Genomic DNA, 12,565 nt, shown 5'->3' on the forward strand with positions numbered 1-12,565 from the left:
AATAATGGCCATGAACAGTCCATGGCCACTTTCTAAAAAGGAGTTTTTTTATGATGAATCAAAAAGCAGGATGGAACTTGGAGAACAGTTATGCCCGTCTGCCAGAGCTGTTCTTTTCCTTGATCGAGCCGAATCCCGTCCGCTCGCCGAACCTTGTCATTTTGAATCAACCTCTGGCAGAATCGCTAGGCTTGAATGCTGATGCACTAAGAGCTGAAGATGGAGTTGATATACTTGCCGGCAATCGGGTACCGGAAGGCTCTTTGCCGCTCGCCCAGGCTTATGCAGGTCATCAGTTCGGCAACTTTACTCGTCTTGGGGATGGCCGGGCTTTGCTCATCGGTGAGCAATTGACTCCGAATGGTGAGCGGTTTGATATCCAGCTTAAAGGATCCGGCAGAACACCGTACTCCCGCGGGGGCGATGGCCGAGCGGCACTTGGACCGATGCTGCGGGAATACATCATCAGTGAAGCCATGCACGGACTAGGCATCCCGACGACCCGAAGTCTGGCTGTCGTAACGACCGGTGAGACGATCTATCGCGAGACCGAACTGCCCGGTGCGATCATGACCCGTGTGGCTTCGAGCCATCTGCGCGTGGGCACTTTTGAATATGCGTATCACTGGGGTATGCCTGCGGACATTAAAGCATTGGCGGACTATGCCCTGGAGCGTCATTTTTCAGAGGTCGAGAAAAAGGAAAACACTTATCTTACCCTGCTTGAAGAAGTGATCAAGCGCCAGGCCAAGCTGATCGCCCAATGGCAGCTGGCCGGCTTCATCCATGGCGTGATGAACACCGACAACATGTCCATCTGCGGAGAAACGATCGATTATGGCCCTTGCGCCTTTATGGATGATTTTGCTTCGGATACGGTCTTCAGCTCGATTGACATTCAAGGCCGCTATGCTTATGGCAATCAGCCGAGCATTGGCGTATGGAACCTTGCACGTTTTGCGGAAACTCTGCTTCCCCTTCTGCATGAAGAGCAAGAGAAAGCGATCGAGCTGGCAGAGAATGCCCTTTCGACATTTAAAGATTGGTTTCATAACCACTGGCAGTACGGGATGAGGGCCAAGCTCGGATTGTTCGGTGAAGAGAAGCAGGATGAAGCTTTGATTGGTGAATTGCTTCATCTAATGGAAAAGCACCGTGCGGACTACACCAATACGTTCCTCGCTTTAACCTTCGATCGGAAGGAAGATCATGCTCTTTTCAATCACCTGGACTTTACTAAGTGGCGGGAAAAATGGCAGGCGAGGCGGGAAAGGCAGTCTGAATCAATGGCTGATTCCCTTCAGTTGATGAAGGACAGCAATCCTGCCGTTATTCCTCGGAACCACCGAGTGGAGGAAGCGCTGGAGGCTGCCGTGAATCATAGGGATTACAGCGTGATGGAGAAGCTTCTTGACGTTCTTTCCGATCCTTATGCTCACACGGCTGAACAGGCGGAGTACGCGACCCTGCCGCCGGATGATGGGCAGTGCTATAAGACGTATTGCGGGACTTGATTTAGTTTAAAGCTAAATAGACATCCTTAAAAGGAGGCTGACACCCGAGACTCATTTTATGTGAGCATTAGGATCAGCCTCCTTCATTTTTTAAGTAATTTACTCAACCGTTTCAGCTTCTAAATGAGGGACGGTAATTTCAAAGCCAGCCTGGGATTTATAGGTTAATGAACCTTCAATCGTCCCATACACTGTAACTGTATCATCTTCTATAAAAGGTGTTGTGCCCGAGTAGGTTACATAGACTATATCATTAATATCATATCCATAAGAAGCTTTCGTAACGGCTAAACGGATCTCAGTGGAGCCATCTTTCTCCATTATTTGAACAATTTGACCTTGGAATTTAACAAAATCCCCTTTAAAGGCATCAGGATTCTTCTCCAGTTCGCCGTACCGTATCGTTTTGGCACTTTGCTTTCTTTCTTGCTCTTCCTGCTTTTTAAGGTTTTCATCATACTTTTCTACTTCTTCTTTCTTATGGGCATTTGTAACTTTTATTTTACCCAAATGATAAAACTCGATATCATAGTGCTTGCCATCAGGGACAATTTCGCCCTTTGATACTTGATAATTTTGATGGAATGTATCGTAATGACCGTATTTTTCCGGAAACTTCAGGTTGTTTGCTGTATCAACATAAACAGTAGCCGATACTTCATAGTTTCCATTTTCAATCAGATAATATTCTTCTCCCATATTTACAACAAGTTTCCCGTCTTTAACTTTCCCCCCTCCTCCATAACTTTCATCCGTATTTTTGTCTTCAATACCTACACCGACCTCTGTACCGTCATTCAAATTCGTTTTTCCAGAAAACACAACGGTATCTTTACTTTATCATAGGTCACCTGCTCTTGCTTTATATATAAAGTTTTCTTTTTCACAGGCTTCACCTCTTTCTTGGAAGCCTGTTTATGATCTGTTCCACTTACCGGCACTGTACTGATGCTCATACATGAAAAAATGAAGGCAATAACAAAGGATAGAATCATATAACCTACCCATTTCATAAACCCATTGTCACCCATATAAGCTTTAATAGCTAAAAATAAAAATAATATTCCAACCATAACACTAATGGTTGTAAAAAAAGTAAACATCGTCTGTATTCCCCCTGATGACTATTAAATTGTATCTGAATAATTTTACACCTAAACTATCATTTGTGAATCATATTTTTGAAGAATTACCTTATATTAAGAAAATTTTCTTTTTATTTACTTTTGTTTATTTCCTGAAGCCCACGAAAGTATAGTAATACGGCGTTGCCGAAGGAGCCGTTCACTTCTGCTTCAGGTTCGAGAATTACTGCTTTTGCATTTTAATTCGGCAGGAAGGATTTTATAAAGAGAGATGGAATAGTAACTAAATATTCTATTTGGGGGAGATATCGTTGTCCATTTCCAAAGATATTAGTTACGTTGTTCGTACTGGAAAAATTGAGGATACCGAGGCCGTTTTAACCATACAGAGATCCGTCGTATCCGAAGGCGAGTTTCTAATTTCGTTATCCGAAGAGTTTAATAAAACGTTGTCTCAACAAAGAGAATGGGTACAGAGCCTATTGGAGAATGTAAATGAAATCTTAATTGTCGCTGAAAGAGATGGTGAAGTTGTTGGCTGGATCGTATTTCAAGCTGCCCCAAATCGAAAGCGATTGTCTCATACAGGTGCTTTAGGGATGATGATCAGTAAAGGTTACAGAGAAATGGGAATTGGAAGTATGCTGCTGAAAGCTTTATTAGACTGGGCGGAGAAAAATCCTTTGATCGAGAAGGTAAGTTTAGGGGTTTTCTCAACCAATCATAGGGCCATCTCACTGTACAAAAAGATGGGGTTCCTTGAAGAAGGCCGTAAAATTAAAGAGTTTAAGATGAATGAAAACGACTATGTTGATGATATTCTTATGTATAAATTCGTTAAATGAAAGAACGGCCCTGAACATCTTCAGGGCCGTTTTTACTTTACACTTCAGTTAGTGATGCCAAAATCTCACTCAAACTGAGCTCCGCACACGCCATCGAGGTATCGGAGACGCCATAATACATTTTCATGGTGTCGCCTTCCACTAATGCCCCGCACGAGAATACGACATTGCCGAAGAAGCCGTTCACTTCGTAATCTGCTTCTGGCTCAAGGATAGGGGTTTCTGAACGGGCGATGACTTTGGACGGGTCGTTGAGGTCGAGCAGAACGGCACCCATGCAGTAGCGGTTGTCTGTTGTTGCGCCATGGTACAGTTCGAGCCAGCCTTTTTCCGTCTTGATCGGAACGGCGCCTCCGCCGATTCGTCCATCATCCCACATGCCATCACGCAATCCGAGCAAGTATTTATGGTTGCCCCAGTGGAGGAGATCTGGCGACTCAGCGATCCAAATCTCCGGCGCTCCTGTGCTTTTAGGTACCGGGCGGTGAAGGGCGTAGTATTTTCCGTTCACTTTTTCCGGGAAAATGAGGACATCCTTATTTTCCGGCGCAAAGATCATGCCATGGTGCTCCACGTTTTTAAAATCTTTCGTAGAGACGAGCGATTCTCCTACTCCGACAGGTGAAACCGCACTGTAATAGATGTAGTACGTGTCCTCGATCTTTGTGATCCTCGGGTCTTCAATGCCGAACGTTTCGAGGTCGTTGGATGGATAGATGAACGGCTCGGGATCGATGGTGAACTCCCGCCCGTCCTTACTCCTTGCAATCCTTAAATAGGATAAAGAAGTTAAGTAGACAAATTGCTCCGAGCCGGCTTTCCGAATCACACGCGGATCTTCGAAATCATACCTTTCATCAGACAGCTGAAGCTCAAGGATCTCGAGTTCATTTTTTTCCAAATTAAAAACGGGAGCTTTCACGATCTCAGGGTCCTCGCTCACCGGGCGTTCGGCTACACGCAGCAGCATGATGACTTCATCCTTGTGCTGGGCGATGCCGGCGTTAAAGGCACCGATCACTTCAAAGTCCGGACGGTGAGGTTTAACATCACTAGGTGTTACTAAGGGGTTCTGTTCATATCGATATACATTCATGTTGCAGTCTCCTTATCTCTCATAGGGTAGGAACGGGTCTTGAATCGTTAGCTTATGAGCCTCTGCGTCACTGATGCCGGCGTACAAGTCAGCGGTGCCGTCTTCCTTCCGCACCAAACCGCCGCTGAACACCACATCCACCAGGTCAGGGCGCTTTGACGCTCCTTCCAAAAAGTCATCTCTTACGGCGATCAGTTCGATATCGGAATAAGCTCCTGTTTTCGGATTCACGACAAATCGCATCGGGTAATAATGGCGGTTGCCTTCCGAATCAAAGCTCGCGATGTGGCCAAGCACGCCAATCAATCCGCTGGAGAGGACATGCAGCTCGTTCGCCCCTCCCCACTCCTCGTCTGTAAACTGATTTTCCAAGAGCGGTGCGTTTTCGATGGACTCTAGTGTTAAGTCGCTAAGCGCGGGAACAACCGTGAAGCCGATCTTCCCTCTTCCGCCTTTTTCGCCTTGTGGCCTTGTGAAAACAGCGATGGAGCCGTTCAACAGCTCGGCGATCCGCAAGTCCTTCATGCCATCCGGCCCTTTGAAGAACTCTTGAAGAGTATTGATGCTGCTTCCTTTATAAAAAACAGTCCGCCAGCCGAGGGCGTTTTCGATACTTGGATGTGGAAAGGTCTGCACGCCGCCTAGGACGAGATCGCCAGCGATGCGTGTGATGAATGGATCCTGAAGCTGATAGATCGGTGCTCCCTCTCTCGGAACCCATGTCTCCCCTGCTTTTATGAAAAAATGAACTTCCGATTTCTCACTGTCACGTGCCTCCACTCTGCCGGCGATGACCAGCTCGCCATCGTCTTCAAACGGTGCGGTAATGTTGTAGACATCTTTTGCACCGACGCCCTCAATTAGCAGTTTTTCGGGATCTCCGGGCTTATCTTTTTTCTCGTAGTCGGAAAGCAGTTCGCTGCATGTTTTTACGTTGGATTTAACTAGTTTCAAAGGATTGTCCCTCCTTATTTCAGTGTGAATTGCATGCCTTCTTTAAACTTTTTGGCAAAGAACAGGAACAGGATGATGATCGGCACGGTCAGGATCACGGATGCCGCATACATTGGTCCCGGATAGCCGCCGTACGGCCCAAACATCTGCGACAGAAGCACGTTCAGGGTCAGCATGTTGTCGCTTTTGACGACGAGCATGTCCCAGAGGAGCTCGGTCCAGCGTTCCATGAACAGGAAGAGAAAGACAACGATCGTGATCGACTTCGACATCGGCAGGATGATCCGGAAGATGATCTGCCAGTCGGACGCGCCGTCCAGTTTTGCCGCTTCAATAAACGTGTCGGGGATCGCCCGGAAAAAGTTCGTGTACATGAAGACAGCCCACAGACTCAGTGCTTTCGGCAGGATCATCGCCCAGTAGGAGTCGTACAGCCCCAAGCGCTGGATGATGAGGAACGTCGGCACAAGCAGGATGATCGCCGGGAAAAACATTTGAAACAGGATGGCGTTGTTCAGGAAATTCCGCCCGCGGAACTGAAGCTTGGCGAGCGAGTAAGCCACGATGATACCGGTCACCATCATGAGAGCCGTGGAGCCGGTTGAAACGATCAAACTGTTGAAAAAGGCACGGATCCATGGACGCGGTTCAGCGGACTGGCCCCCGCCCAGCAGCCATTCATATGACCGGAGCGAGAAGTGAGACGGAATAAGTGTCCGGTCCACCTGGTTCCAGTCGGCGAACGAGTTCAGGACCATATAGAGATACGGAAAAACCATGACGAACAAGAGCAGAAACGCGATGATATAACGGATGATGAGCGTATTTTTCTTATGTCCAACCATTTCGTTTCCCCCACATTTCTAAAAATTTTCGAATGATAAAGATCGAGATGAACGTAACGACGGACGCGATAAGCGCAACGGCGGATGCATAGCCGGCGGACAGATTCTGGAACGCCTGCTTGTAGATCTCCATCTGCCACGTGTTGGTCGCGAAGTTCGGCCCTCCGCCTGTCAGCTGGTATACCTCGGTAAAAATCCCGAAGGTCACGCCGATTGAAAGGATGAGTGTTGTGAAAAGAGCCGGGTAGAGCAGCGGCAAGGTAATTCTCCAAAAGCGCTGCCATCCGTTTACGCCATCGATGGCTGCCGCTTCGTATATTTCTTTGGAGATGGATTCAAATCCTGACGTTAAGATGAGCGCGTAGTAGCCGGTAAACTTCCAGGCCATGATTATGGAAACGACCAGGAGGGCTGAAAACGGTGTTCCGAGCCAGTTTACGTCAAGGCCGAACGAGCTGCGCAAGAACGTGTTGACCGGGCTGTTGTACGAAAGAAATCCTTTGACGATAAAGGAGGATACAACGCCGGATGCCAGGTACGGAAGGAAGAAGCCGATCAGGAACAAGCCTTTGAACCGCGGCAAACCGTGAACGACGAGCGCCACGATTAATGAGGACGCGATGACCATCGGCACGAACACGATCATGAACTTGAACGTGACAATGAATGCGGCATGAACGCCGGGGCTTTGCAGTGCTTTAATGAAGTTGTCAAAGCCGACATGATGAAAAACGGGAGCGATCAAATTCCAGTCGGTGATCGACAGATAGAACGACCAGCCGAGCGGAATCAGGAAAAAGATCAGCCCATATAAAAGGTAAGGACTGGCGAATAGCCAGCCCAATCTGTTATTATGCTTGGTTCTCATTACTTGAGATCCCCCTCAATGGCCTGCTTCATCTTTTCCCAGCCTTTCTTCGGCTGTACTTCCCCTTTTACTACAGGGTTGACGGCATATTGGCCAATATAGGTTTGAAGTTCGTTGTATTTCGCGTTATCAATGGACGGCACGGCGTTCGGAATGGCCTCTGCATAGGGCTTGAGCGCAGGATTCTTGTCAAAGATCGCTTTGAATGAATCGTTGGACGCCAAATCGTCGCGTGCAGGCGGAAGGTTCGTTTTCTCCATCCATTTCACATCATTTTCAGGTTTCGAATACACCCATTTCATGAATTCCATCGCTGCTTTTTTCTCGTTTTCAGGAGCGGAGGAATAGATCACAAGACCTTTTGTATCAGCAAACGTGGATACATCTTTTGTGCTGGCTCCGTCCGGCACTGGCGGTGTAGATAAAGCGAACGTTTCATTGTATTTCATCTCCGGGAACTTCTCTGCCCAGTAAGAAAGTGTCCACGGTCCGATGTCAGTGAAGACGCCGAGTCCTGTTTCGAACGGATCCTTCGACTGCTTGGTAAGGATGCCTTTTTCCTTGCGGATGTCGTTCATGAAGTTCAGAACATCCACTCCGGCTTTATCGTCAGCCACAAGCTTGCTTCCTTCTATAAAATTGTTGCCTTGTGACGCAGCGTCATAAAGCATGAAGAAGTCGAACCAGCGCTTCCAGGCGGTCGGATCGGCAAGGTCAGGCTTTGCCCACAAGTATTTATCCGGGTATTTCGCTTTTAGTTTTTTCGTTACATCGAGTACTTCGCTGTATGTTTTTGGCGGCTCGTTGTACCCCAGCTTTTTCAGGATATCGAGTCTCCAGCCGAACAGCATGGCGTTGGAGTAGATTGGCAGTACGTATTGGTTGCCGTCAGAGAACTTCCAGCCTTTGATCGTGTTGTTCATATTGCGTGATTTGATGATGTCATTGTAGCCATCCAGCTTGTTCAGCGGTTCGATAGCTTTGCTTTCCGCCAGCTGTGCCGCGAATCCGCGGTTGATGTTCTCGGACATCGTCGGTGCTTCCTTACCGGCGATCGCGGATTGGATGCTCGCTTCAGACGTCGGGCTTTCCTTGATCGGGCTTACTTTGATCTTGATTTTCGGGTGATCTTTTTCAAACGCTTTGGCTGTTTCTTTCCAGTACGCTTGCTGCGGCGGGTTTGGTGCGGCCCAGAATTCGATCGTGGTCGTTCCGTTCTTGGATGAATCTTCACTTGCCGGGTTTCCGGTCGAACAAGCTGACAGAGCAGAAACTGTTAATGATGCTCCAAGCAAAAGTGAGGCGGCCTTCTTCATTTTCATCACAATATCCCCCAATACGATAGTTTGAGTAAGCGCTATCATTTCCTGCAAAAAAAAATTTACGCTCGCTCGGATGGAAAACATTACATTTTATTCTATTTGTAACTTTGTAATGTAATTAATAACTTTACAATTACAGTTTTACATCATTACAAAAGTTCTGTCAATTCTTTTTGCCTGAAGCTGTTTTCGCAAACGTTGTTGCCTTTGAGAGTAGTTGATCTCTGTTTCAGGATGCTCGCTTTCCGCGGGGCGTGCGCTGAGCCCCACGGTGCAAGCGCCTTTGGGTCTCACCTGTCACGCTACCCCCGCAGGAGTCTCGCACCTTGCACTCCAATCAACAATCAATGAAGTCTAGTTACAAAAATAGCACAAAGCATAGAAAAGAGCATTGTCAGAAAATTAATAGGGATAATTTTCTTGTTGTGGTTTACGAGGGTTATTGATTAGGTTATAGTTAATTTGTAACGTGACAAAACAAATAACGTGTAATCCTTATGATGATTTTATGTGAAAGGTTTGAATAACAATGGCGAAAAAAGTCTCCATGCAGGACATTGCAGATGCATTGAATATATCGAAAAACTCCGTCTCCCAAGCGCTGTCGGGGAAACCGGGTGTAAGTGAAGCAACTCGGCTACTTGTTGAAAAAACAGCCCAGGAGATGGGATACAGTGTGAGGAAGTCGTCTGTGTCTGCTGGTGTGGTAGGGGGCGGCACAGGCAACATCGGGCTGATCGCTTCGGATTATGCCTTCTCGCTGAAAAGCTTTTTCGGGGAAATTTATTTGAGTGTGGAAAAAGAAGTGACCGAACGCGGGATGAACCTGCTCATTCAGTCGATCAATACTGTGGCGCGTGACAATCTAGTCCTTCCTTCCTTTATAGCAGAGGGCAAGGTCGATGGTGTCTTGATTCTCTCGCACATCAGCACAGAGTATAGTAACGCCGTCATCGCGACCGGTATTCCGACGGTCATTATTGACCATCACCACCCCTTGATTCAGGCGGATGCCATCCTGACGAACAACCGGTTCGGCGCTTATACCGCGGTCAAGCATCTGATCGAGCTTGGCCACCGGGACATCGCCTATGTTGGAAACGTCAGGCTGTCACCGAGTTATCAGGAGCGTTTGGAAGGCTACAGGCTCGCGCTTCAGGAGCATGGGATCGAGCTTAATGAGGAGTTTGTGTTTAGTGACGTTCTTGAGGATGATCAGGATGTGACCAGGCTCATGCAGGGGCTGGATGTTCAGCCCAGTGCCTGGTTTTGCGTGAATGATGGGTTTGGCTTTTTTGTGAGGTCTGCCCTGCAGCAGCACGGCATTGCTGTTCCGGGTGAGGCTTCTGTGTGCAGTTTTGACAACGGAATGCTTTCTCGCTTGTCTACCCCGAAGATCACCACGATGAATATTGATTTGGAGCTGTATGGCCGGAAAGCCGTCGAGCAGCTCACATGGCGCATGCAGCATAAGAATGAACCGATTATTGAGCTGCTGCTTCCGGCAGAGTTGATTGTGCGGGAGTCGACGGCAAAAAGGTAGTTCTTTTTGGTGCCATCTTTTTGGTGCCAGGCACCGGCGTTACACAAGTGTGTAATTGCGGTGCCTGGCACCAATTTTATATACAAAAAGGAGGATGATTATGAAGACTGCAAGAATGCTTTTATCCTTTGTTCTGATGTTTTGCTTTATGACGCCGGCTTATGCAGAGGCACCGGTAAAGGAAAAATCACCGGTTAACCTGGAGCACCTCGATTTTTTGAATGAGGATGTTACGATTGACGGAAAGGACATGTTGATCACCCACATTTACTCCGAGTACCCCGTATACAAATGGGTGGACGCTTCTGGTGAAGGAATCGCCTGCGTGGATGATGTGGCCCGCGCAGCAGTCGTGTATCTGAACGATTATGAGCAGAATAAGAACGCTCAATCGTTGAAAAGCGCTAAGAAAGCGTTGAATTTTGTTATGCACATGCAGGCAGATGACGGCGAGTTTTATAACTTCGTAAATAAGGACCTCTCGATCAATACGGACGGACCGACGAGCAAGAAGTCGTTTGACTGGTGGGCTGCACGTGCGATGTGGTCGCTCGGCCAGGGATATGGTGTGTTTAAGGATGTTGATTCTGCTTACGCGAAGGAATTGAAGGACAGCTTCCTTCTTGCCAACAAGGCTTTACAGAATAAAGTGAACGAGCCTTATGGCGAGTACAAAAATGTACACGGTTACAAAATACCAGCCTGGATTGGCGGCTTTGATGCGATGTCCAATGCACTGCTGGGCCTGGCTGAGTTTTATGAGGTTGAGCCGAGAGCTGATGTGAAAGATTCGATGAAAAAAGTGGGCCGCGGTTTGGACGAGTTCCAATATGGCTCGTATACTCAATATCCATACGGCGCGCACATGGATTGGGAAGGCTCCCCTACCCTCTGGCACGCATACGGCAGCGGGCAAACCTACGCCCTGGCAAAAGCCGGCATGGTTCTCGGCGAGAAGAAATGGATCGCTTCGGCCAAACAGGAAGCCGATCAGTTCTTCACCCACCTCCTCGTTACGGGCATGATCAAGGAAATGGCACCGACAATGGCAAAGGATGAACAGATTGCTTATGGCGTGAACATGCTGACGCAAGGGTTCGCCGCAGTGTACCATGCGACGAAAGATCCGAAGTACGCGAAATATGCTGGCTTAACCGCCTCGTGGTTCACCGGGAATAATGATGCCGGCGCTGTTATGTATGATCCTGCGACCGGCCGTGGATATGATGGCTTGAACGGCGTGACCGGAAAAGTGAACTGGAACTCCGGTGCGGAATCTACCATTGAAGCCTTGATGGCGATTCAGACGGTAAATGAAATACCATTGGCCGCGAAATTGCTGGATGCGAAGACGGTGGATAGACATACCGCGGTTGTTGAGGAAGCCGAGAGTTTTGAGTCTGTATTGGGTAAGCCGGAGATTGTGACACCGGAAAGTCCATGGACCGGTGATGCTTCTTATAGCGCGAAGCTGATGAAACTGGATAATCAAGATGTGGTAAGTAAGAAAATATCTGTTGATAAGGCTGGTGTCTTTCTATTGTCCAGTGCTTTAGTAAGAGAGGCTGGTCATGCCGGTAAGCTAGGAGCGAAGATTGATGGCAGAACTGTGAGTGCAGCGTCAGTTAAACCTTCTCCAGACAGCGATTTCCTCACTCTCGTAAACTTTGATACTCCATTTTATGTAAGTAAGGGCGTGCATGAGCTGAGTGTGCCATTTAAGGGACACGAACTGCTTCTTGATAACCTGGTAATTCGGCCAGCTGTTGAATCAGCAGTGTTTAAGAGTGAAGGAAAGACATTTAAGCTGGAGCGAAACTTGTTAAAGGGCAGTAATAAGCTAAAATAGCTTGGATTGATGCAGCAAAAGTTCGTTATTTTAGTAGATGAGTAACTTTTCAGGTCTAAAAGTGATGCCAGCAGCTAATTTACTTATTAAATATGGGGCCAGCCGGGTAAATGACAGGCTGGCTTTTTGGTTACTTGCGGTTCGACACGCTTTACTTGCGAAAATGAGGAATTTACTTGCGATATTGGCCCCGTTACTTGCGGTTCGACATAGTTTACTTGCGATTTCACAAGGATTACTTGCAAAACACATCGCAGAAACCTTGATCAGTGACGGCCAGCACAAGGAACGGCTGCAAAAAGACACGGCCGATCAGCTCTTCAGTGTGCTGGAGAAGCAGAAGGATTACATACAGTGTACGGACATGATCTATTTGTATGAACTATGCGGGCTTCGATATTTATTGCTCAACAATCGCCTTCCAGAGTTTGAGGCGGCCGCTGCTCAAATGCAGGAATTCTTCAGCGTCTTTTTTCTGAAGCGTGGTCAGCTGGTTATGACGGCAAAGGCACAACCGATCCCCGGCATAGCTGTTCCTGTGTCTTGTTCTGTTTTCTGCGATGATAATAAATGATTCTCCCGATAGCCATACACAACCCACTCACTTTCCATGTCATCTAATATAGTAATATACGAAAATGAAG

12 protein-coding genes are annotated in these 12,565 nt (G+C 47.5%); 5 read left to right on the forward strand and 7 right to left on the reverse strand.

Annotation, left to right across the window (positions count from 1 at the left end):
- The first annotated feature begins 50 nt into the window (after positions 1-50).
- Positions 51-1,514, forward strand: coding sequence for a protein adenylyltransferase SelO (locus M1K46_RS03585; protein ID WP_256224931.1), 1,464 nt, complete (start codon positions 51-53; stop codon positions 1,512-1,514).
- Positions 1,515-1,613: 99 nt separating this feature from the next.
- Here M1K46_RS03585 and M1K46_RS03590 read toward each other — a convergent pair whose 3' ends face one another.
- Together M1K46_RS03590 and M1K46_RS03595 are read right to left on the reverse strand one after the other, a co-directional pair.
- Positions 1,614-2,315: a Slp family lipoprotein gene (locus M1K46_RS03590; protein ID WP_256224932.1), complete on the reverse strand. Its 702-nt coding sequence runs from the start codon at positions 2,313-2,315 to the stop codon at positions 1,614-1,616.
- Positions 2,312-2,617, reverse strand: a complete 306-nt coding sequence (locus M1K46_RS03595) for a hypothetical protein (protein ID WP_256224933.1) — start codon at positions 2,615-2,617, stop codon at positions 2,312-2,314. The genes M1K46_RS03590 and M1K46_RS03595 overlap by 4 nt, the downstream gene beginning before the upstream one ends.
- 293 nt (positions 2,618-2,910) lie before the next feature.
- Between M1K46_RS03595 and M1K46_RS03600 the strand changes: the two genes are divergently transcribed.
- Positions 2,911-3,444 (forward strand): GNAT family N-acetyltransferase, encoded by a 534-nt coding sequence (locus tag M1K46_RS03600; protein ID WP_256224934.1) that lies wholly within the window; start codon positions 2,911-2,913, stop codon positions 3,442-3,444.
- Positions 3,445-3,481: 37 nt separating this feature from the next.
- On the opposite strand, the gene M1K46_RS03605 is transcribed toward M1K46_RS03600, so the two are convergent.
- Genes M1K46_RS03605 through M1K46_RS03625 form a run of 5 tightly spaced genes read right to left on the reverse strand, consistent with a single transcriptional unit; the run spans position 3,482 to position 8,529 of the window.
- A complete protein-coding gene (locus tag M1K46_RS03605) occupies positions 3,482-4,540 on the reverse strand; it encodes a BtaManbiosPhlase (protein WP_256224935.1) in 1,059 nt (352 codons plus the stop codon).
- Between the two features lie 12 nt (positions 4,541-4,552).
- On the reverse strand, positions 4,553-5,494 hold the full coding sequence (locus M1K46_RS03610) for an MTP-1 family protein (RefSeq protein WP_256224937.1): 942 nt from the start codon (positions 5,492-5,494) through the stop codon (positions 4,553-4,555).
- Between the two features lie 14 nt (positions 5,495-5,508).
- Complete coding sequence (locus M1K46_RS03615) at positions 5,509-6,339, reverse strand: carbohydrate ABC transporter permease (RefSeq protein ID WP_256224939.1); 831 nt, start codon at positions 6,337-6,339, stop codon at positions 5,509-5,511.
- Positions 6,326-7,207 carry a carbohydrate ABC transporter permease gene (locus M1K46_RS03620; protein ID WP_053356625.1) on the reverse strand — a complete coding sequence of 294 codons (882 nt, stop codon included), beginning with the start codon at positions 7,205-7,207 and terminating at the stop codon, positions 6,326-6,328. The genes M1K46_RS03615 and M1K46_RS03620 overlap by 14 nt, the downstream gene beginning before the upstream one ends.
- Entirely contained in the window at positions 7,207-8,529 is a 1,323-nt protein-coding gene (locus tag M1K46_RS03625) for an ABC transporter substrate-binding protein (protein WP_256224940.1), read from the reverse strand. Before M1K46_RS03625 ends, M1K46_RS03620 begins: the two co-directional genes overlap by 1 nt.
- Positions 8,530-9,058: 529 nt before the next feature.
- Here M1K46_RS03625 and M1K46_RS03630 point away from each other — a divergent pair.
- From M1K46_RS03630 to M1K46_RS03640, 3 genes are all read left to right on the forward strand, one after another.
- A complete protein-coding gene (locus tag M1K46_RS03630; RefSeq protein WP_256224941.1) occupies positions 9,059-10,072 on the forward strand; it encodes a substrate-binding domain-containing protein in 1,014 nt (337 codons plus the stop codon).
- Between the two features lie 100 nt (positions 10,073-10,172).
- Positions 10,173-11,921: a hypothetical protein gene (locus M1K46_RS03635; protein ID WP_256224942.1), complete on the forward strand. Its 1,749-nt coding sequence runs from the start codon at positions 10,173-10,175 to the stop codon at positions 11,919-11,921.
- A gap of 64 nt (positions 11,922-11,985) precedes the next feature.
- Positions 11,986-12,495 carry a hypothetical protein gene (locus tag M1K46_RS03640; RefSeq protein WP_256224943.1) on the forward strand — a complete coding sequence of 170 codons (510 nt, stop codon included), beginning with the start codon at positions 11,986-11,988 and terminating at the stop codon, positions 12,493-12,495.
- Positions 12,496-12,565 lie beyond the last annotated feature (70 nt).

It is taken from the genome of Fictibacillus sp. WQ 8-8, assembly GCF_024494405.1.
Classification (GTDB): Bacteria; Bacillota; Bacilli; order Bacillales; family Fictibacillaceae; genus Fictibacillus_C; species Fictibacillus_C marinisediminis.

Bases quoted from the DNA above. Each gene is read 5' to 3' on its own strand.
- M1K46_RS03585 (WP_256224931.1), top strand. From the start codon at position 51: ATGATGAATCAAAAAGCAGGATGGAACTTGGAGAACAGTTATGCCCGT.
- M1K46_RS03605 (WP_256224935.1), bottom strand. From the start codon at position 4,540: ATGAATGTATATCGATATGAACAGAACCCCTTAGTAACACCTAGTGAT.
- M1K46_RS03595 (WP_256224933.1), bottom strand. From the start codon at position 2,617: ATGTTTACTTTTTTTACAACCATTAGTGTTATGGTTGGAATATTATTT.
- M1K46_RS03630 (WP_256224941.1), top strand. From the start codon at position 9,059: ATGGCGAAAAAAGTCTCCATGCAGGACATTGCAGATGCATTGAATATA.
- M1K46_RS03635 (WP_256224942.1), top strand. From the start codon at position 10,173: ATGAAGACTGCAAGAATGCTTTTATCCTTTGTTCTGATGTTTTGCTTT.
- M1K46_RS03640 (WP_256224943.1), top strand. From the start codon at position 11,986: ATGCCAGCAGCTAATTTACTTATTAAATATGGGGCCAGCCGGGTAAAT.
- M1K46_RS03620 (WP_053356625.1), bottom strand. From the start codon at position 7,207: ATGAGAACCAAGCATAATAACAGATTGGGCTGGCTATTCGCCAGTCCT.
- M1K46_RS03615 (WP_256224939.1), bottom strand. From the start codon at position 6,339: ATGGTTGGACATAAGAAAAATACGCTCATCATCCGTTATATCATCGCG.
- M1K46_RS03625 (WP_256224940.1), bottom strand. From the start codon at position 8,529: ATGAAAATGAAGAAGGCCGCCTCACTTTTGCTTGGAGCATCATTAACA.